This window comes from Pseudomonas sp. NPDC090752, from assembly GCF_055584805.1.
In genome coordinates this window covers 189,418-208,742 of the sequence record NZ_JBVJLI010000001.1, presented here as the reverse complement: position 1 = coordinate 208,742, position 19,325 = coordinate 189,418, and the positions used below count along the sequence as shown (strand labels likewise).

The following is a 19,325-nucleotide window of genomic DNA, read 5'->3' as shown; positions in this document are numbered from 1 at the left end:
GGATCAGATACCCCAGAGAATCTGCACACCCCAGACGAAGTAAGCGAACATCGCAACGCCGCATACCGCCTGGAACAGGAAACGAATCGCAGTTGCCGACTTACCGAACGACATAGGCGTCAGGTAATCGGTAGCAATGGTCCACATGCCGACCCAGGCGTGAGCACCCAGGGCAACGAGGGCCAGCAGACTGAAGATTCGCATCGCGTTATTGGAGAACAGACCGTGCCACTGGGTGTAGTCGATGCCTGGGTGGGCGACCACGTAGCCGATCAGGAAGATGAAGTAAGCCGCGAGAACGACCGCCGATACACGCTGCGCCATCCAGTCATAGAGGCCCGAACGCGACAGGTTCGTAACATTGGTTACCATACCCAAACTCCCACCAGAACGATCAGCACCACGGAGATGACGATCACGATTTTCGAGCCCAGTTTGCCGCCTTCCAGCGTCTCACCGATGCCCATGTCCATGATCAGGTGACGTACACCTGCCACGAGGTGATAAAGCAGGGCGGACAACAGGCCCCAGGTCACGAACTTGGCCAGCGGGCTGGTCAGACACGCCTTCACCTCACCGAAGCCTTCCTCGGAACCCAGCGATTTGCCCAATGCATAAAGCATGATGGCAAGGCCGATGAACAGGATGACGCCGGAGATACGGTGCAGAATGGACGTGTACGCAGTGACAGGAAGCTTGATGGTCCTTAGGTCTAGGTTTACAGGTCGTTGGCTTTTCACGGCTTTTTTCACACTGAAGAGCCCCTAGCGAATCAGGGCAAAGTTGTTGGTAAGTGTACTGGTCAGGTACCCACCACCCAGGGAACGGCGACCCCCAGCAGTTCGGGCTTGCAAGCCCCTGGGAGTCGGGTGCCGAGTATAGACAGTTAGGCTGCTTATGACAACGTGACGGGGTAGCCCAAATAGCGCATTGCCTTTAGCGAGCAAAAGGCGTAAATGGGCGAGAAGTTCTTGAAAAATCAGGCTTCAGGGGCCCTTTCAACCAGCCTTTAGGCAAATTGACATTCGAATTTACTTCTCTATAGTGGTGCGGGCCCTGCGTGGGGGGACTGTCTGATGATTTCAAGCATTAATAGGAGGCCACATGGCTGACAAAAAAGCGCAGTTGGTCATCGAGGGCGCTGCCCCCGTCGAGCTGCCCATTTTAACCGGCACCGTTGGTCCTGATGTAATCGACGTCCGCGGGTTGGGGGCCACTGGTCACTTCACCTTCGACCCAGGTTTCATGGCGACCGCCTCGTGCGAGTCGAAGATCACCTACATCGATGGCGACAAGGGCGTGCTGCTGCACCGCGGCTACCCAATCGAACAGCTCGCCGAACAATCTGACTATCTGGAAACCTGTTACCTGCTGCTCAACGGCGAACTGCCGAATGCCGAGCAGAAGGCCCAGTTCGTCAGCACCGTCAAGAACCACACCATGGTTCATGAGCAGCTGAAGTCCTTCTTCAACGGCTTCCGCCGCGACGCTCACCCGATGGCAGTGATGTGCGGTGTGGTTGGCGCCCTGTCGGCGTTCTACCACGACTCCCTGGACATCAATAACCCGCAACACCGCGAAATTTCCGCGGTGCGCCTGGTCGCCAAGATGCCGACCCTGGCCGCGATGGTTTACAAGTACTCCATGGGCCAGCCGATGATGTATCCGCGCAACGACCTGTCGTACGCGGAAAACTTCCTGCACATGATGTTCAACACCCCGTGCGAGATCAAACCGATCAGCCCGGTGCTGGCCAAGGCAATGGACCGGATCTTCATCCTCCACGCCGACCATGAGCAAAACGCCTCCACCTCCACCGTGCGCCTGGCGGGCTCCTCGGGTGCCAACCCGTTCGCCTGCATCGCTGCCGGTATCGCTGCACTGTGGGGCCCTGCCCACGGCGGTGCAAACGAAGCCGTGCTGACCATGCTCGATGAAATCGGCGATGTCTCGAACATCGACACCTTCATTGCCAAGGCCAAGGACAAGAACGACCCGTTCAAGCTGATGGGCTTCGGTCACCGCGTGTACAAGAACCGCGACCCGCGCGCCACCGTGATGAAGCAGACCTGCGACGAAGTCCTGCGCGAGCTGGGCATCAAAGACGACCCGCAGCTGCAACTGGCGATGCGCCTGGAAGAGATCGCACTCACTGATCCTTACTTCATCGAGCGCTCGCTGTACCCGAACGTCGACTTCTATTCGGGCATCATCCTGAAAGCGATCGGCATTCCGACCAGCATGTTCACCGTGATCTTCGCTCTGGCACGTACCGTGGGCTGGATCTCGCACTGGAAAGAAATGCTCTCCAGCCCGTACAAGATTGGCCGCCCGCGCCAGCTGTACACCGGCGAGCAGAAGCGCGACATCGTCGCACTGGGCGACCGCAAGTAAGCTCACCGAGCCGAACGCAAAAAGGCTGCCCTCGGGCAGCCTTTTTTGTGCTCGCTACGCTGACCTCAGGGCTTTTCAGCCCGCTCGCGCAAGCTCTTCAAGGTATTGAACGGCGCGTCGACCACGAACTTGTTGGCAACCATCGCCGGCACACTGCCACCTGGCTCGGTGTGCACCTGGTAAGTCACTTCGGTACTGTCACCCTTGGGCACCAGCTTCCAGAAGCCTTCGACCTTAGCCACCCGCACAAATCCCTTTTCTTCAGGGATATAGCTCGGCTCTTCTTTCAGGTTACGGGTCAGACTGCCATCGGCGCCTTTCACCGAGGTGATGTGCAGCACCGAGTCACGCGGCGTCACTGGCCAAGGGGTATTGAACTGGGTATAGGTCCAGCTCTGATCGCCTTCGTGCTTGAGCAGCTTCTGCGACTTGCATTCGTGAATCCAGGCACAGGCCCCTGCCACATCTTCTTGCAGTGCCTGCACTTTGGCCAACGGCGCCTTGATCACGGTCACACCGCGGTAGGCCTTGTACTTGGAGCCCGGCTCTTCACTCAGGGAAACCTTGATCCCCTCCTCGTCCTTGGCCACTTGCCAGTTCTCGGCCCAGGCGGCCGGCGCCAGCAGGACACCCATGCCACACAGCAGTGCAATACGCTTGAACGATCTCATCATGTTTATCCTTGTTGTCGAAGATCCAGCCTTGTCACGCCGCCGTCATCTGCTCCCACCAACCTAGAATCCTGATTGCCTCGTCGCGATCGTTGCCGCACACCTCGATATCCGCTTTGAAACCGCCACACACTGCCGGCCGTTCGGGCTTGCCGAACAAATCGCAGAGGTTGTCGACGGTCAGGTGCAGGCAGCGCTCACCCGCCGGCTTGCCGTGAGGCATGCGCGGCATCGCAGAGCTGATGGACGGGGCGATGCAGCAGGCACCGCAGCCCTCACGACAATTCATGGCAACAGGACTCCCTGAAACAAAACGGGACGAACGTCCCTCGATACTAACCGCTCAAACATACGTTTGAAATTGCGAATCGGATGAAATCGGTTGTGACCCGGCAGTCAGTTGGCCCGGTCTACTGACGGAACTCGAAGTCGATGGCCGCCCCTTCCACGTCGCGTCGACTATCGTTGCGCATCTGCAGCTGCATTTCGTTGCTGATCAGGCGTCCGTTGAGCTGGAACGGGCTGTCGTCGCTCTGCGGTTTCTCCGTGAACATGGCGGGCAGCAAAGGTTTGCGGCGCGTGCTGGAACTGCCGACATTGGGCTCGAGATCGTTGACCATCTCCACCGGCAAGCTCAGGTCGATCTTGGCCTTTGGCAGCGGCTTGGCTACCGCCTTGCTGACCGGCTTGCGTACTACCTTGGCTTTGGGCTTGGCAGGCTGTTTGCTCGCCGATTTCACAGGAGCCTGCTGCACCTGAGCCGCAGGCTGCGCAGCCTGGGCTACGCCAGAAGGCGTACAGAGCGGCGCAAGGCAAACCACCAAGGCAACACAACGCAACAGTTTCATGGACACCGCAAGGACAGGCTGGAATTGTGCGTATGCTCTCCGTTCCGCCCGCGCCTGGCAAGCCTTACAAAAGTGTGGGTTGCGTCTCTCTGCACAATTGCTGAGCCAACAAGCCCAAGGTCATTACCGCCCGCTCAGCCTCTTTGTTCCAAGGAATGCCGCAATTGAGGCGTATGCAGTGGTTGAACTGCTCGGTATTACTGAAGATCAGCCCGGGCGCGATGCTGATGCCCTGCTCCAGCGCGCGCACGTGAAGCTCTTGAGTATTCACCCGCCCCGGCAGACTGACCCAGAGAATGAAGCCCCCGGTGGGCCGGGTCATCTGCGTGCCCTCTGGGAAGTGCTGCTGCACAGCCAGTTGGTAAGCACTGAGGTTCTTGCGGTACTCCTGGCGGATATAGCGCAAGTGGCGGTCATAGCCACCATTCTCCAGGTATGCCGCCACCCCCATCTGCGTCACGCTGCAGGCCGAATGCGTGGTGAAGGTCTGCAGCCGCTGGATCTCGTCCTGGTAACGCCCCGCCACCATCCAGCCAACCCGTACGCCGGGTGACAGCGTCTTGGAAAAGCTCGAACAGTAGATTACCCGGTCCAGCCGATCGTAAGCCTTGAGGGCCTTGGTCTTGCCTTGCTCGAACATCAGCTCGCCGTAGATATCGTCTTCGACGATCTGGATGTCGAAGTCCGACGCCAGGCGCAGCAACTGCTTTTGGCGCTCCTCAGGGATGGTGCCGCCCAGCGGATTACTGAGGCGCGAGGTCAACACCAGGGCCTTGATCGACCACTGGTTGGCCGCCAATTGCAAAGCCTCCAGGCTGATACCGGTGGACGGATCGCTGGGGATCTCGATCACCTTCAACCCGAGCAGGTCGGCCAATTGCAGCAGCCCGTAATAGGTGGGCGATTCGGCGGCGATCAGGTCGCCGGGGCGGGTCAATACGCGCAACGACATCTGCAGGGCATCTACACACCCATGAGTGACGATCACTTCGCGCGGATCTACCAGCACACCGGCGTCGCGCATGCGGATTGCGATCTGCCGGCGCAAGGGCTCGAAGCCGGGGCTGAACATGTAACTGAACGCACGCGGGCTGTGAAACCGGGTGACCTTGGCGATCTGCTGATGCAGCGCACGCACGGGCAGGTAATCGACATGCGGCACAGCGGCGCCGAACGGAAACACGCCATCGCGACGCGCCTCGGTGAGCACTTGCTGGATGATGCTGGCACGGGTAACCAGACCCGGGCGCTCGACCCGGGCAATGTCCGGCGTTTGCGCGGTCAGGGCAGGGGTCTGGTGGACGTAATAGCCCGACTGCGGCCGGGCGCGGATCAGCCCCTGATCTTCGAGGTTAGCGTAGGCCTGCAGCACCGTGGCATGACTGACATTGAGCTGGGCGCTCATCTTGCGCACAGACGGTACGCGCTCGCCTGGCTGGTAGACACCACGACGGATGTCATCGGCCAGTTGCTGGGCGATACGCTGATACAGCAGCAGGTTGGTCATGACGGGCGGCTCGTTGTTTTTGTACGTCTCACTGACGGTAGAGCATACCGTAACAGTTTCTAAGTGTACTGGGACAGATTGCAGAATAGTCGACATTACAGTTACGTGGCATCTGTAGAAACGATTAACCCTTTACGCGTTGGCAAAAAAAAGGGACCGCAATGCGGTCCCAGATCTGATCAACGATCAGCGCGCTGGCGCGAGCTTACCCTTGTCGTCGGAAAAGACGATTTCCACCCGACGATTCTGCGCCCTGCCCCGCTCCGAGGCATTGGCCTCGATCGGATACTGATCGCCGTAGCCTTCGACCTGCAGGCGCTTCTCGTTGATACCGAGATCGACCAGCATGTCGGCTACCGCTTGCGCCCGATCACGCGACAGCTTGAGGTTATCCTCCGGTGCCCCGGTGTTGTCGGCATAACCCTCGATCCGCACGATGCGGCGCGGGTTGAGTTGGAGGAATTGCACCAGCTTGAGCACGGTGCGGCTGGCTGAATTCTTGAGGTCCGCACGACCCGTGTCGAACAGCACATCACCCAAGGTCATGACCAGACCCCGGTCAGCCTGTTCCGAGGCCAGTGCAGCGATTTGCGTTTCGACCCACTTGCCCTGTTGCTGCACGCTGGCCAGCTTGGCCTCGCGCAAAGCCAACTGGAGACGCTGGCGCTCGAGATCCAGCTTGGCGATGCGCTCCTGGTTCAGTGCCAACTTGGCGTGCTCACTGGCGATCTCGCTGTAGCGCTGGCTCAAGTAGGCATAGTGGCGCACATCGGCGCCTGTGCCGATGTAGCTGGACAAACGTTCGGCACGGGCCAGCGATTCACCGGCACGGATCACATCTCGCGGCGCACTGCGCAGCACATCTGAATCATCCTTGACCTTCTGGAACGCCGCCGTGGCATCGTCCAGCGCCGCCTCGCTGCGCTGACTTGCACAGCCCTGCAGACCAGCCGCAAGCGCGAGCAGTGTCAATGCAGCCATGGGTTTGAAACGTATCATGGCTGCACCTCCAACTGCTTACGCAAGCGCTTGACCCGCGACTGCAAGGCATCAAGCTGCTCGTCGCTCTTCTGGTTCAACACGCGCGCCTCGGCCAGGCGCGCATCCAATTCGGCCTGCTCTGCGCGCATGCGCGCGTCGCGGTAGTCTTCGGTGAGCATGTTGGTCTTGGCCCGGGCGAGTTTGTCTTCGGCCAGCTTCAGTTCGTCGACCTGGTCGGTGGCGCCGACCGCCTTGGCCTGGTCCAGCGCCTGCTCGGAAATACGCATCTGCTCATTGGGCGCCGGGTCATTGGCGCAGCCGGCCAGGCCGAGCATGGCCACGGCAAGGATCAGTGATTGGGTTCTCACGCACTCTTCCTACTGTTTGGGGGCGCTCGCCTGCACCTGCATCTGCGCTTTCCAGCGCTCGACATTACGTTGCAGCACGGCTTCAGACGCCCCGGAGATCGGCAATTCTGTCAGTTTTTTTGCCAGTTGCCCACGCAACCAGCTGTCATTGCATGCTGAGTTGTGTGAGACCGCCAGATACAGCCCTGGCCGATCCACCGGCAGGCCACGCGCGATCAGGTTATTGCCCATGCCCAGGCTCTGGGTCATGGCCATGCCCGAATAACGCCCGGCCAGTACGTAATCGACCTGGCCCAGCACCAATTTCTGGAATGCCTGGGTGAGGTTCTGGGCCGGTTCCAGCTTCAGCTGGCTTTTGGCGAAAGCGCTGAACGCTGGAGTCAAACGGGCGCGCTCCGAAAGACTGCCCTGGTAGTTGGCCAGGTCGGCAGGGCCTTCGAAGGTCACCTCGGCGTCATGTCGGGTCCAGACAAGGTACTCGTTGAGCTGCAAGGGCGGATGAATGTAGTCCAGCGCGGTCAGTTGCTCTACCTGCATCGGCGTATCGAGCAGCAGGTCCATGCGCCCGCTGCGCACCTCTTCCAGCGCTTGGTCACGCCTCCCGGCATTCAGCACCTCGACCTTGACGCCCAGCTCACCGGCCACCTGGCGCAACAGGTCAACGTTGGCGCCAATCAGGTGTTTCGGGTCCTTCGGGTCTTGCCAGGAATAAGGCGGTGCATCCGGGCTGCCGGTCGCCACCAGGCGCTCACACTTGCTAGCAGCCATCGCCAGCGGCGAAAGCATCGCTACCGTGCATGCCAGCACCTTGCCTGCTTTGCGAAACGCCATCCTTCACTCCTTGCCCGCATAAAAAAACCCGACCCCCATGACAAGGGCCGGGCTTCTTTATAAGTGAAGCAGGCGGATCAGACCAGCTTTTCCAGCTCTGGAACCGCTTCGAACAGGTCAGCGACCAGGCCGTAGTCGGCTACCTGGAAGATCGGCGCTTCTTCATCCTTGTTGATCGCAACGATCACCTTGGAGTCTTTCATGCCGGCCAGGTGCTGGATCGCGCCGGAAATACCAACGGCGATGTACAGCTGCGGCGCAACGATCTTGCCGGTCTGGCCGACCTGCATGTCGTTGGGCACGAAGCCTGCGTCGACCGCAGCGCGCGAGGCGCCGACGGCGGCGCCGAGCTTGTCGGCCAGGCTGTACAGGTGCTTGAAGTTGTCACCGTTGCCCATGCCACGGCCACCGGAGACGACGATCTTGGCAGCGGTCAGTTCTGGGCGGTCGGACTTGGCCAGTTCTTCACCGACGAAGGCAGAGACGCCGGCATTGTGCGCGGCGCCCACCGCCTCGACGGCAGCCGAGCCACCTTCGGCAGCGACAGCGTCGAAGCCGGTGGTACGCACGGTGATGACCTTGACCGCAGCGCTCGATTGCACGGTGGCAATGGCGTTACCGGCGTAGATCGGGCGCTTGAAGGTGTCGGCGGATTCGACCGAGATGATCTCGGAGATCTGGTCGACGTCCAGCAGCGCGGCAACGCGCGGCAGGATGTTCTTGCCGTTGGTGGTGGCCGGGGCCAGCACGTGGCTGTAACCCTTCGCCAGCTCGACGATCAGCGGCGCGACGTTCTCTGGCAAAGCGTGGGCGTAGGCAGCGTTATCGGCAACCAGCACCTTGGCCACGCCAGCGATCTTGGCAGCGGATTCGGCAACGCCACCGACGTTCTGGCCAGCGACCAGCACGTGCACATCACTACCAATCTTGGCGGCAGCGGCGACAGTGTTCAGGGTGGCCGGGGCTACGGCACCGGCTTCGTATTCAGCGACAACCAGGATAGTCATTTAGATTACCTTCGCTTCGTTCTTCAGCTTCTCGACCAGTTCGGCCACCGATTTGACCTTGATGCCGGCGCTGCGGGCAGCAGGCGCTTCGACTTTCAGGGTCTTGTTGGTGGAGGCGAGCGATACGCCCAGCGCATCTGGAGCAACAGTCTCCAGCGGCTTCTTCTTGGCCTTCATGATGTTCGGCAGCGACGCGTAGCGCGGTTCGTTCAGGCGCAGGTCGGTGGTGACGATGGCCGGCAGGTTCAGGGCAACGGTCTGCAGGCCGCCGTCGACTTCGCGGGTGACATTCAGCTTGTCGCCAGCGACTTCGACCTTGGAGGCGAAGGTACCCTGGGCATAGCCGGTCAGCGCGGCCAGCATCTGGCCGGTCTGGTTGTTGTCACTGTCGATGGCCTGCTTGCCGAGGATGACCAGCTGCGGCTGCTCTTTATCGACAACGGCCTTCAGCGCCTTGGCCACAGCCAGGGAATTCAGCTCATCGGCGGCTTCGACCAGAATGGCACGATCGGCACCCAGTGCCAGCGCGGTACGCAGCTGCTCCTGGGCGGTGGTCGGGCCGACGGAGACGACCACGATCTCGCTCGCCACGCCTTTTTCTTTCAGGCGTACGGCCTCTTCCACGGCGATTTCGCAGAAGGGGTTCATGGACATCTTGACGTTTGCAAGGTCGACGCCGGAGTTGTCCGCTTTGACGCGAACCTTGACGTTGTAGTCGACCACTCGTTTGACAGCTACAAGAACCTTCATGGATTCCTCGTTACTCTCCGGTGAATAGATAGTCGCCTGGGGCAGAGCCCTGCGATGCGCGTGGGTACAAGGGCACCTCTAAAAACGTACCGGGAGGGGCAAACTTCAGGATGACCACGCAGTCTTATTGGGACTGTTGCGGCAAATACCCGCGGGTCATTTTCTGTGGTGGCGTGTAAACTCCACTACAAACCGTGAATTGGCCTGAAAACCCTGCTCCACACCTGGTTTTTAGAGGTGTACCTGCGCCCGGCTGCAAGCCCACGGCGAACGTAAAACCGCTCGTATCTTGACCGCAACACCCCATCCGGTCAATACGGCAAATCGGTCACCCTTCAGCCGCGTTCCTGTGATTTTACTGGCCTGCGGCAAATTCAAACAAACGTTTGTATTGGACCCGCCAAGTGGTGTAGATATAATGCGCGGCCAAGACAAAACGGTGTAGTCCATCCTCTGCGCTGCTACAGCTCCGCTCCCGTGAAGCGCGGTGCGCATGATCACCCCACACCCATAAGACCTAGCAACAGCACGAGCCTTGATGAGTAGGAGAGAACCAGTGGAACGCGAATACATGGAATTCGACGTGGTCATCGTCGGCGCTGGCCCGGCGGGCCTGTCAGCCGCCTGCCGCCTGAAGCAGAAGGCCGCCGAAGCCGGTAGCGAGATCAGCGTCTGCGTGGTCGAGAAAGGCTCCGAAGTCGGCGCCCACATCCTCTCCGGCGCGGTGTTCGAGCCACGCGCCCTGAACGAGCTGTTCCCCGACTGGAAAGAACTCGGCGCCCCCTTGAACACCGAAGTGAAGCGCGACGACATCTACGTGCTCAAGGATGCTGGCAGCTCGACCAAGGTTCCAGACCTGTTCGTGCCCAAGACCATGCATAACCACGGCAACTACATCATCTCGCTGGGCAATCTGTGCCGCTGGCTGGCCCAGCAGGCCGAGAACCTCGGCGTGGAAGTCTACCCGGGCTTCGCCGCCCAGGAAGCGCTGTTCGACGACAACGGCGTGGTGCGTGGCATCGTCACCGGTGACCTGGGTGTCGACCGTGAAGGCAATCCGAAAGACGGCCTGTACACCCCGGGCATGGAACTGCGCGCCAAGTACACCCTGTTCGCCGAAGGTTGCCGCGGCCATATCGGCAAGCAGCTGATCAAGCGCTTCAACCTTGACAGCGAGTCCGACGTCCAGCACTACGGCATCGGCCTCAAGGAAATCTGGGAAATCGACCCGTCCAAGCACGAGCAAGGCCTGGTGGTGCACACCGCCGGTTGGCCGCTGGACGTGGTGAGCGCCGACAACACCGGTGGCTCGTTCCTCTATCACCTGGAAAACAACCAGGTCGTGGTCGGCCTGATCGTCGACCTGTCGTACGCCAACCCGTACCTGTCGCCATTCGACGAATTCCAGCGCCTCAAGCACCACCCGGTGATGAAGCGATACCTCGAAGGCGGCAAGCGCATCAGCTACGGCGCCCGGGCCATCTGCAAGGGCGGCCTGAATTCGCTGCCGAAGATGGTGTTCAATGGCGGCGCGCTCATCGGTTGCGACCTGGGTACCTTGAACTTCTCCAAGATCAAGGGCAGCCACACGGCGATGAAGTCCGGCATGCTCGCGGCCGAAGCTGTAGCCGACGCGTTGATCGCCGGCAGTGAAGGCGGCGACGCACTCAACACCTACGTCGAGGCTTTCAAGGCCAGCTGGCTGCATGAAGAACTGTTCGCCAGCCGCAATTTTGGCCCGGCGCTGCACAAGTTCGGCCCGCTGCTCGGTGGCGCATTCAACTACGTCGACCAGAACTGGTTCGGCGGCAAACTGCCGTTCACCCTGCACGACACCAAGCCAGACTATGCCTGCCTGAAGCTCGCGGCCGACTCGAAAAAAATCGACTACCCGAAACCGGACGGCAAGCTCAGCTTCGACAAGCTCAGCTCGGTATTCCTCTCCAGCACCAACCACGAAGAGGAACAACCCTGCCACCTGAAGCTGACCGACCCGAACATCCCGATCGCCAGCAACCTGCCGCTGTACGACGAACCGGCGCAGCGTTACTGCCCGGCGGGCGTGTACGAAGTGGTCACCCAGGAAGACGGCAACAAGCGCTTCCAGATCAACGCGCAGAACTGCGTGCACTGCAAGACCTGCGACATCAAGGATCCGGCCCAGAACATCACCTGGGTCACCCCTGAAGGCGCTGGCGGGCCGAATTACCCCAACATGTAAGCCCCACCCTCTGCCAAAAGCCCTCAGCGCGCGAGCCTGGGGGCTTTTTTACGAGCAGGCCATTCAGGCTGCCGAATTTTCTATGTTCGATGAGGTGGGCTCAAAGGGTCCGTTCCTGGTGTGGACCTGCGTGACGGAGGTGTCGAAGCCCAGTTGGGCGAGCCGTTCGAGCACATGCCCAAGACATGCCCCGCCATCGGGCTGATAGTGCCCTGACGCGTCATTGATCATTCCCAGTAGATCCTGCACTGCCAGATGGGAGGTCTCACGCCGGATAGTGAGCTCCCCCGCGCACACCACTGGCTTTCCCGCGCCCAGCTGGCTGTGGCGGATATACTGGTCACGTGAGGCGCCCTTATCCCAGTGTTTGACGATGATGCTGCCCTGGGGTGTGTAAACCCAGGTATAGGCGTCATTTTCCGTATTGGGCTTGAGATATACCGGGTGCTTGCCCTTCAGATCGTAGGCGAGAAGCTGTCCGCCAGACACGCCGATCAGCTGACATACACCCTCGATGCTCGCCGGATCATACGAACGCCAGGCCAACCAGTCCGCAATCGCAGGCTTCCAATTGACCGGGTAGGTATTGCCCGCATAATCCAGCGGTGTATAGCCATGTTCCTGCCGCCAGTCGAGCCAATTCACCTTACCGGTCCAATTCGCCTCCTTGGTGGGAAGCAACCAGGGGCTGTCGGACCCCAATATGCGATTGATCATGTGGTCATTGACCACGATGTCCATGGAGCTCATGCGCCAAGCCGAGCCGAAACCACCCCTATTCTCCTGATACAGTTCGACGCTGTCCAAGTCGTCTGCGAATATGGATTGACCAGGGAACATCGTGGGCAGATCGACAGTAACCAGCAACATGGAGTTGTATTCGAAGTCCTCGGCCAAGTATTGATGCCTCGGGCTGCCATTGATCGAGAACCAGATCTTGTCGTTGGTGCCCGCTCCGTATTCATTGGCCACCTGTACATGAATCTCCAGCTTGCTGATCAGCAGGCCTGAGGTTTTGCTTCGGGCCACCTGACCCGGCCATTTCACCTTCCATTTCGTGACGGCCGCCGCCTCGCTGCGAGCCTGCAGTCGAACGTCCCCGGTGAGAGGATCGGCAAGCAGTTCGCGGGCACCGTCGCCGTAGTTCAGCTCACCTGCGGGTGACAGATGCCAATGGTCCGCTTCCTGTGCCTCGGGCAATGGCCGTATGCCCATACCAAGCGCTTGACGCGTCTCAAGATTGATCAGGCGACCGTCCTTGAACAACCAACTCGCCGCCAGCGCATCGGCTGCCACAGCAACGCGAACGCCACCTTTGTCCACTGTCAGGACATCGTGCCCATTGCTCAGGCAAAAGGGGATACCCACAGGCAAACCTTCAAGCTCATCCCCCCGACGCTGCTTTCCATCCAATGAATCGAGTAGCATGTGGGAGATTTCGACCCAGCGGCCGCTGGCGTCATACAGATCCAACGCTACGCCTTTGGGCGATTCTTTGATGTCATGGATGTGCCGAAAGTCTGTGAGGTGATGGCCGCCGGTGATCTGCCCGCCCTCGCCGTAGACCACCAGCCATGCATGCTGATGCAGCACGCGGTCATCAAACACATAAGCCCGGTTTTTTCCCCAGCTGATCATCGGGGTCAGCACCTGCTCCGTTTCCCGCATTTTTCTGGAAATGCCTGCGAACAACATGTCCGGCGGTATCTCCGGTAGTTGGCTGCGCGCCTGCCATTCCACAGTAAATCCATACATGCTGCTTGCCTCCTCTGGCATGGGTACAGAGTCCAGTGATTTGGACCCTGGCAAGCTACCCATGCCTTGATTGGCAGGCTGTCAGCCAAGTCTCGTGCGGTTGCATGAAACCTATGTCGGGTACGGTGGGATCAAGACGTCGGGCACTGCACCATCAACGCTCGATCACGGCGCCCGAAAGAGATCGCTGTCAGCAGGCCGACCATGCCCATGATCAGACAGAAACCAACGCACACCCACGGGCTCCATGGCATCAGCGCGATCAACGCCAGCGGCGTAGTGCTGGCCCATAGCGCATAGGCGACGTTGTAGGTAAAAGAAATTCCCGACACGCGAATTTCTGCCGGAAACAACCCGACCATCACCGAGGGCACGACCCCTACCACACCGCACGAAAGCCCAGCCAGCGCATAGGCCAGCCAGGTCATGCCCCACTGCCCCACCAGGCTGGCGTACAGCACACCGATGCCCAGTGGCAAAAGCAGGCTGTAGATCATCAGCGCCCGCCAGGCGCCCAGGCGATCGACCAGCAGCCCGGCCAGCACGCAGCCAATGTTGAGGAAGACGATGCCTGCGCTACTCAGGGCAAAGGTGTGTCCCGCCGTCATGCCGAAGCGCTGCTGCATCACCGTCGGGGTGATCACCACCAGCACCACCACTGCCGAGGTCAGTACGCAGGTCAGCAGCGCGGCGGGGATCAGTGCCGCGCGGTGCTCGCCCAGCACACGCCGCAGCGGGAACGCCACCGGCTGCTCCTTGCGCTCGCGCAAGGCAAGAAACACCGGTGTTTCACTCAGCCAGCGGCGCAGCCATACGCCGATCACGCCAAATACGCCACCGAGCAGGAACGGGTAGCGCCAGGCGTAATCGAGAATTTCCTGCGCGGTAAAGGCTTGGGCCAACAGCGTTGCCGTCAGCGCCCCCAACAGGTAACCAAAGGTCAATCCAGCCTGCAGGAAGCCCAAGGCATAACCGCGCCGCCCTTGCGGTGCGTGCTCGGCAACGAACGTCCAGGCGCTCGGCACTTCACCACCAACCGCGGCGCCCTGCAGAATGCGCAACGCCAGCAGAATCAGCGGCGCCGCATAGCCGATGTCGGCATAGGTCGGCATTACCCCGATCAGCAGGCATGGCAGGGCCATCATCAGGATGCTCAGGCTGAACACCCGCTTACGCCCCAGGTGATCGGCGAAGTGCGCCATGACGATGCCACCTAGCGGCCGCGCCAGGTAGCCGGTGACAAAAATCCCGAAGCTCTGCAGCAGGCGCAGCCACTCGGGCATTTCAGGTGGAAAGAACAGTTGGCTGAGGGTCAGGGCAAAGAACACGAAGATGATGAAATCGTAGATTTCCAACGCGCCGCCCAGCGCCGCCAGGCCAAGGGTCCGGTGGTCGCCACGGCTGAACCGGGGCGGGCGAGCGGTATCGATGGCAGTCATGGCAGGGGTCCGCAAATCGGCAAAGGGCAGGAGGATAGCAAATGCTCGCCGCCTTGCCCCGCCCGCCCCTGCTAACGGTGGAACACCGTATGGGCGAAGTTCCTGCGCGGATAGGCCGCTGGCCCGCCGCCAGCAAGCCCCGGCGGCAAGGGCAGCTTGCCGATCAGTATCGGTGCATCGATGATCGCCATGAAAGCCTCCAGGGCCTCATTGTCCGGCACCTGCGGCAAGCTCACGTTCACCGCCTGGCGCTCGGTCTGCGGCACTGCTGGCACCTTCAGGTTACGCGAATGATACAGCAGCGCATGCTGGATCTGCGCGCTGACCCGGCAAAAGCGCGCCAGGTCGACCCCAGCATGGCTGGCCAGCTCGATATTGCCTACCAGCAGATTGAACGGCTGCAGCGCGCAATGCACCAGGCGCTGCAGCTCATCGAAGCTCTCCACCGGGGCGATCCGGTAATAGCCCAGGCCATTGAGCAGTTTCTCCAGCTGCAAGCGCTGGTACGGGTGCTCGTCGGCAATCAGGATGCGCAGGGTCTTGTTGGTCATTGGCGGACCTGGGCAGTCAGGTAAATAGGGCACGCTCCCTGACCAAACTGCGCCAGCAACAGGCAACCACCAGGGTCGAACACCTGGAGGGGTCAATTTAGATAGTTGTCGTGAAACACTTAGAAATCAAGTTGCCAGCACACAGAATTTTCACCGGGTCTTCACCCGTTTTTCAGGATTCCCATTCGCGCATACGCACACGGCAATGCTTCATGGCATTGACAATGTGCTTTTCCACCAGGCTACGGGAGATACTCAGTTGCTCGGCAATCTGCTGGTGCGAAAGGCCATCGAGCTTGCGTAGCAGGAAGCTGTCGCGACAGGGTTTGCTCAACTCCGCCAGTGCACGCTGCATCAGCATCAGTCGTTGATCCAACTGCATGTCCTGGGGAAAAGCCGGCGTGTGCCAGCGTTCATCCTGGTCGAGCACGTCCAGCGGTTCGGCCTGCCGGACCAGGTGGCGCCGGTGCCGATCGACCACCAGGTTGAGCGCGGTGCGATAAAGGAAGGCACGCGGGTGTTCGATCTGCTGCGCATCGGTGCGCTCAAGCACCCGCAGATAAGCATCGTGTGCAACATCCTCGGCCGCTTGACGACTGCCAAGGCGCGCGCACAGGAAATTCACCAATTCGCGATAGTAGTGTTCCACGGCGGCACCTGGATCGTCCTTAGCAGCCTGGGCCGACAAGGCCGTGGGCTGAGTGATATCAGCGTGCGATCTTACAAATTATAATTATTCTCAGCAACATGACGGGCTCGACTGCGCCCTCGCTAAATCCCGTCAACTTTCCTTCGTCTATCGGGGACCTCCCTGCACGCCACGATTTCCAGCGTGCGGCCATTACTCCGGCTGGAAGTCCTCATGAGTCGTGAAACCCCAATCCGCCGTCGCCTTGTCCTCGCAGGCCTCGGCCTGCTGAGCCTGGGCAGCCTGCTGGCCTGGAAAGCGCTGCCGTTCGGCGCACTGCCGGTCAATACCGTCACGGTCACCCGTGCCGACATCGAAAGCAGTGTCACCGCCCTTGGCACCTTGCAGCCCCGGCGCTATGTCGACGTCGGCGCCCAGGCCTCGGGGCAGATCCGCAAGCTCCACGTGGAAGCCGGCGACCCAGTGCGCCAAGGTCAGTTGCTGGTGGAAATCGATCCTTCCACCCAACAAGCCCGCCTCGACGCTGGGCGCTTCTCGATCGACAACCTCAAGGCGCAACTGGCCGAACAGCGCGCCCAGTTCCAGCTTGCCCAGCAGCAGCTCAAGCGCCAGCGTGAGCTAGCCGCCGCAGGCGCCACCCGCGACGAAGACCTGCAGGCCGCCGATGCTCAACTGAAAGTGACCCAGACGCGCATCGAGATGTTCCGGGCACAGATCAGCCAGGCACAGGCCAGCCTGCGCAGCGACGAGGCCGAGTTGGGTTACACACGCATCTACGCGCCGATGGACGGTACGGTGGTCGCGGTGGATGCCCGCGAAGGCCAGACCCTCAATGCCCAGCAGCAAACACCCTTGATCCTGCGTATCGCCAAGCTTTCGCCGATGACGGTCTGGGCGCAGGTGTCCGAAGCCGATATCGGCAAGGTCAAGCCCGGCATGACCGCCTATTTCACCACCCTGTCCGGGGGCAAGCGTCGCTGGGCCAGCACCGTACGGCAGATCCTGCCCATCCCGCCCAAACCGCTGGAACAGACCAGCCGTGGCGGCGGCAGCCCGGTCAGCGCCACCAGTGGCGCCACCGGCAGCCAAGTGGTGCAGTACACGGTACTGCTGGACGTCGACAATCCGGATGGCGCGTTGATGGCTGAAATGACCACCCAGGTGTTCTTCGTCGCCGGCCAGGCCAGCCAGGTGTTGACCGTGCCGCTGGCGGCACTGGATGACCACGGTGGCATGAGCCTGGCCCGGGTGCTCGACCAGGACGGCAAAGTCCACGAGCGCCAGGTACGTACCGGCCTCAGCGATCGCCTGCGGATACAGGTCGTCGACGGCCTCAGCGAAGGCGATCGCCTGGTGATCGGCGCCAGCGCGATCAGTGGAGGTTGAATGACCACGCCCCTGATCGAACTGCTCGACATCCGCAAGTCGTACGGCGGCCTCGACACGCCCAAGGTGGACGTGCTGCGCGGCATCAGCCTGAGCATCCACCCGGGCGAGTTCGTCGCCATCGTCGGCGCATCCGGCTCCGGCAAGTCGACGCTGATGAACATCCTCGGCTGCCTCGATCGTCCGACCTCCGGCAGCTACCGCTTTGCCGGCAAGGACGTGGCCGAGCTGGACAGCGACGAACTGGCCTGGCTGCGCCGTGAAGCGTTCGGCTTCGTGTTCCAGGGTTATCACCTGATTCCTTCCGGGTCAGCCCAGGAAAACGTCGAAATGCCTGCTATCTATGCCGGCACCCCAGCCGCCGAGCGCCACGCCCGTGCCACCGCCCTGCTCGAACGCCTGGGCCTGGCCAGCCGCACCGGCAACCGCCCCCATCAGTTGTCCGGCGGCCAGCAACAACGGGTTTCGATCGCTCGCGCACTGATGAACGGCGGCCACATCATCCTCGCCGACGAGCCTACCGGCGCGCTCGACAGCCACAGTGGCCGCGAAGTCATGGCGCTGCTGGATGAACTGGCCAGCCAGGGTCATGTGATCATCCTCATCACCCACGACCGTGAAGTGGCAGCGCGTGCGCACCGTGTCATCGAGATTCGCGATGGCCTCAAAACCAGCGACTCGGCCAGCGAGCAAAGCGCATTCGACGCCCATCCGGGCCTGCAGGCCAATGAGTTGCGCCAACGCCTGGACCGCGGCGCGAACCTGCGCGGGGCCTGGAAAGGCGAGCTGCTCGAAGCACTCCAGGCCGCTTGGCGGGTGATGTGGATCAACCGCTTCCGCACCGCCCTGACCCTGCTCGGCATCGTCATCGGCGTTGCTTCGGTGGTGGTCATGCTGGCCGTCGGCGAGGGCAGCAAACGTCAGGTCATGGCCCAGATGGCCGCCTTCGGCTCAAACATCCTTTACCTCAATGGCAAGCCCGCGACACTCGGCGAGCCGGCTGGCACCGTTACCCTCGACGACGTCGCTGCCATCGGCGAACTGCCGCAGGTCAAACACATCATGCCGATCATCGGCGAAAAACTGATGGTGCGTCAGCACAACAACAGCCAGGTGTTCTACGTGGGCGGCAACAACACCTGGTTCGAGGAAATCTTCAACTGGCCAGTGGTCGAAGGCGCGTTTTTCAGCGAGGCCGACGAGGCCAGCGGTGCGGCCGTGGCGGTCATCGGCCAGAAGGTACGGGAAAAGATGCTCGGCAATCAGGCCAACCCGATCGGCCAATACCTGCTGATTGGCAACGTGCCGTTCCAGGTGGTCGGTGTGCTCGCCGGCAAAGGGGCCAGCTCCGGCGACCAGGACAGCGACGGACGCATCGTGGTGCCCTACACCGCAGCGGCAATCCGCCTGTTTGGGCAACGCGACCCGGACTACATCACCGTTGCGGCGCGCGATTCAGCACAGGTCAACGACGCCGAAGCGGCCATCGACCAGCTCTTGCGCCAGCGCCATCAGGGCCGCCACGACTTCGAGCTGACCAACGACGCCGCACTGATCCAGGCCGAAGCGCGTACCCAGAACAGCCTGTCGCTCATGCTCGGCGCGATCGCCGCCATTTCCCTGCTGGTCGGGGGGATCGGGGTGATGAACATCATGCTCATGACCGTGCGCGAGCGCACTCGCGAGATCGGCATTCGCATGGCCACCGGCGCTCGTCAGCGCGACATCCTGCGCCAGTTCCTCAGCGAGGCGGTGATGCTGTCGATGGTCGGCGGCCTGAGCGGCATCGTCCTGGCCCTGGCCATCGGCGGCGGGTTGATGCTGGCCGACATCGCCGTGGCCTTTGCCCTGCCTGCCATGCTCGGCGCCTTCGCCTGCGCCGTGGTGACCGGCATCGTGTTCGGCTTCATGCCAGCACGCAAAGCCGCCCGACTCGACCCGGTGAAAGCCCTTACCAGCGAATAATC

Annotated in this window: 19 protein-coding genes; 4 read left to right on the top strand and 15 right to left on the bottom strand. The window is 61.2% G+C overall.

All coding sequences use genetic code 11. The features are described 5' to 3' along the window. Positions 1–3: 3 nt before the first annotated feature. Positions 4–372 (bottom strand): succinate dehydrogenase, hydrophobic membrane anchor protein, encoded by a 369-nt coding sequence (sdhD, locus tag ACZ6YA_RS00815; RefSeq protein ID WP_008091903.1) that lies wholly within the window; start codon positions 370–372, stop codon positions 4–6. After that, entirely contained in the window at positions 366–752 is a 387-nt protein-coding gene (gene sdhC / locus ACZ6YA_RS00810) for a succinate dehydrogenase, cytochrome b556 subunit (protein WP_008091902.1), read from the bottom strand. The genes sdhD and sdhC overlap by 7 nt, the downstream gene beginning before the upstream one ends. A gap of 352 nt (positions 753–1,104) precedes the next feature. Between sdhC and gltA the strand changes: the two genes are divergently transcribed. Further along, positions 1,105–2,394 carry a citrate synthase gene (gene gltA, locus ACZ6YA_RS00805; RefSeq protein ID WP_465894832.1) on the top strand — a complete coding sequence of 430 codons (1,290 nt, stop codon included), beginning with the start codon at positions 1,105–1,107 and terminating at the stop codon, positions 2,392–2,394. 65 nt (positions 2,395–2,459) lie between these two features. Here gltA and ACZ6YA_RS00800 read toward each other — a convergent pair whose 3' ends face one another. From ACZ6YA_RS00800 to ACZ6YA_RS00760, 9 genes are all read right to left on the bottom strand, one after another. Further along, entirely contained in the window at positions 2,460–3,065 is a 606-nt protein-coding gene (locus ACZ6YA_RS00800) for an START domain-containing protein (RefSeq protein WP_465895318.1), read from the bottom strand. A 34-nt stretch (positions 3,066–3,099) separates the two neighbouring features. After that, entirely contained in the window at positions 3,100–3,354 is a 255-nt protein-coding gene (locus ACZ6YA_RS00795; RefSeq protein ID WP_465894831.1) for a YkgJ family cysteine cluster protein, read from the bottom strand. Between the two features lie 121 nt (positions 3,355–3,475). After that, positions 3,476–3,913 carry a hypothetical protein gene (locus ACZ6YA_RS00790; RefSeq protein ID WP_465894828.1) on the bottom strand — a complete coding sequence of 146 codons (438 nt, stop codon included), beginning with the start codon at positions 3,911–3,913 and terminating at the stop codon, positions 3,476–3,478. 64 nt (positions 3,914–3,977) lie between these two features. After that, the gene (locus ACZ6YA_RS00785; RefSeq protein ID WP_465894827.1) at positions 3,978–5,420 is read right to left on the bottom strand and encodes an aminotransferase-like domain-containing protein; all 1,443 of its coding nucleotides are present in this window, start codon (positions 5,418–5,420) and stop codon (positions 3,978–3,980) included. Positions 5,421–5,606: 186 nt separating this feature from the next. Continuing rightward, positions 5,607–6,419, bottom strand: a complete 813-nt coding sequence (locus ACZ6YA_RS00780; RefSeq protein WP_465894826.1) for an OmpA family protein — start codon at positions 6,417–6,419, stop codon at positions 5,607–5,609. Continuing rightward, entirely contained in the window at positions 6,416–6,769 is a 354-nt protein-coding gene (locus ACZ6YA_RS00775; RefSeq protein ID WP_465894825.1) for a DUF4398 domain-containing protein, read from the bottom strand. Before ACZ6YA_RS00775 ends, ACZ6YA_RS00780 begins: the two co-directional genes overlap by 4 nt. Before the next feature lie 9 nt (positions 6,770–6,778). Further along, the gene (locus ACZ6YA_RS00770; RefSeq protein ID WP_465894824.1) at positions 6,779–7,600 is read right to left on the bottom strand and encodes a substrate-binding periplasmic protein; all 822 of its coding nucleotides are present in this window, start codon (positions 7,598–7,600) and stop codon (positions 6,779–6,781) included. Between the two features lie 77 nt (positions 7,601–7,677). Beyond that, positions 7,678–8,607, bottom strand: coding sequence for an electron transfer flavoprotein subunit alpha/FixB family protein (locus ACZ6YA_RS00765; protein WP_465894823.1), 930 nt, complete (start codon positions 8,605–8,607; stop codon positions 7,678–7,680). Beyond that, positions 8,608–9,357: an electron transfer flavoprotein subunit beta/FixA family protein gene (locus ACZ6YA_RS00760; RefSeq protein ID WP_465894822.1), complete on the bottom strand. Its 750-nt coding sequence runs from the start codon at positions 9,355–9,357 to the stop codon at positions 8,608–8,610. A 538-nt stretch (positions 9,358–9,895) separates the two neighbouring features. Between ACZ6YA_RS00760 and ACZ6YA_RS00755 the strand changes: the two genes are divergently transcribed. Beyond that, positions 9,896–11,578 carry an electron transfer flavoprotein-ubiquinone oxidoreductase gene (locus ACZ6YA_RS00755; protein WP_465894820.1) on the top strand — a complete coding sequence of 561 codons (1,683 nt, stop codon included), beginning with the start codon at positions 9,896–9,898 and terminating at the stop codon, positions 11,576–11,578. Between the two features lie 63 nt (positions 11,579–11,641). Here the strand turns inward: ACZ6YA_RS00755 and ACZ6YA_RS00750 are convergent, their stop codons facing one another. From ACZ6YA_RS00750 to ACZ6YA_RS00735, 4 genes are all read right to left on the bottom strand, one after another. Beyond that, positions 11,642–13,333 (bottom strand): hypothetical protein, encoded by a 1,692-nt coding sequence (locus ACZ6YA_RS00750; protein WP_465894818.1) that lies wholly within the window; start codon positions 13,331–13,333, stop codon positions 11,642–11,644. A gap of 131 nt (positions 13,334–13,464) precedes the next feature. Continuing rightward, on the bottom strand, positions 13,465–14,772 hold the full coding sequence (locus ACZ6YA_RS00745; protein WP_465894817.1) for an MFS transporter: 1,308 nt from the start codon (positions 14,770–14,772) through the stop codon (positions 13,465–13,467). Positions 14,773–14,843: 71 nt separating this feature from the next. Further along, positions 14,844–15,323, bottom strand: a complete 480-nt coding sequence (locus ACZ6YA_RS00740) for a histidine kinase (RefSeq protein ID WP_465894816.1) — start codon at positions 15,321–15,323, stop codon at positions 14,844–14,846. A gap of 172 nt (positions 15,324–15,495) precedes the next feature. Next, positions 15,496–15,972, bottom strand: a complete 477-nt coding sequence (locus ACZ6YA_RS00735; protein ID WP_465894814.1) for a sigma-70 family RNA polymerase sigma factor — start codon at positions 15,970–15,972, stop codon at positions 15,496–15,498. 213 nt (positions 15,973–16,185) lie between these two features. Between ACZ6YA_RS00735 and ACZ6YA_RS00730 the strand changes: the two genes are divergently transcribed. Together ACZ6YA_RS00730 and ACZ6YA_RS00725 are read left to right on the top strand one after the other, a co-directional pair. Continuing rightward, positions 16,186–17,358, top strand: a complete 1,173-nt coding sequence (locus ACZ6YA_RS00730; RefSeq protein ID WP_465894812.1) for an efflux RND transporter periplasmic adaptor subunit — start codon at positions 16,186–16,188, stop codon at positions 17,356–17,358. Continuing rightward, complete coding sequence (locus tag ACZ6YA_RS00725; RefSeq protein ID WP_465894811.1) at positions 17,359–19,323, top strand: MacB family efflux pump subunit; 1,965 nt, start codon at positions 17,359–17,361, stop codon at positions 19,321–19,323. The last annotated feature ends 2 nt before the right edge of the window (positions 19,324–19,325 follow it).

Coding starts and splice junctions, on each gene's coding strand:
- ACZ6YA_RS00780 (WP_465894826.1), bottom strand. CDS start 6,419: ATGATACGTTTCAAACCCATGGCTGCATTGACACTGCTCGCGCTTGCG.
- ACZ6YA_RS00750 (WP_465894818.1), bottom strand. CDS start 13,333: ATGTATGGATTTACTGTGGAATGGCAGGCGCGCAGCCAACTACCGGAG.
- ACZ6YA_RS00745 (WP_465894817.1), bottom strand. CDS start 14,772: ATGACTGCCATCGATACCGCTCGCCCGCCCCGGTTCAGCCGTGGCGAC.
- ACZ6YA_RS00740 (WP_465894816.1), bottom strand. CDS start 15,323: ATGACCAACAAGACCCTGCGCATCCTGATTGCCGACGAGCACCCGTAC.
- sdhD (WP_008091903.1), bottom strand. CDS start 372: ATGGTAACCAATGTTACGAACCTGTCGCGTTCGGGCCTCTATGACTGG.
- ACZ6YA_RS00725 (WP_465894811.1), top strand. CDS start 17,359: ATGACCACGCCCCTGATCGAACTGCTCGACATCCGCAAGTCGTACGGC.
- ACZ6YA_RS00790 (WP_465894828.1), bottom strand. CDS start 3,913: ATGAAACTGTTGCGTTGTGTTGCCTTGGTGGTTTGCCTTGCGCCGCTC.
- ACZ6YA_RS00800 (WP_465895318.1), bottom strand. CDS start 3,065: ATGAGATCGTTCAAGCGTATTGCACTGCTGTGTGGCATGGGTGTCCTG.
- ACZ6YA_RS00785 (WP_465894827.1), bottom strand. CDS start 5,420: ATGACCAACCTGCTGCTGTATCAGCGTATCGCCCAGCAACTGGCCGAT.
- ACZ6YA_RS00765 (WP_465894823.1), bottom strand. CDS start 8,607: ATGACTATCCTGGTTGTCGCTGAATACGAAGCCGGTGCCGTAGCCCCG.
- ACZ6YA_RS00770 (WP_465894824.1), bottom strand. CDS start 7,600: ATGGCGTTTCGCAAAGCAGGCAAGGTGCTGGCATGCACGGTAGCGATG.
- gltA (WP_465894832.1), top strand. CDS start 1,105: ATGGCTGACAAAAAAGCGCAGTTGGTCATCGAGGGCGCTGCCCCCGTC.
- ACZ6YA_RS00755 (WP_465894820.1), top strand. CDS start 9,896: ATGAGTAGGAGAGAACCAGTGGAACGCGAATACATGGAATTCGACGTG.
- ACZ6YA_RS00795 (WP_465894831.1), bottom strand. CDS start 3,354: ATGAATTGTCGTGAGGGCTGCGGTGCCTGCTGCATCGCCCCGTCCATC.
- ACZ6YA_RS00760 (WP_465894822.1), bottom strand. CDS start 9,357: ATGAAGGTTCTTGTAGCTGTCAAACGAGTGGTCGACTACAACGTCAAG.
- ACZ6YA_RS00730 (WP_465894812.1), top strand. CDS start 16,186: ATGAGTCGTGAAACCCCAATCCGCCGTCGCCTTGTCCTCGCAGGCCTC.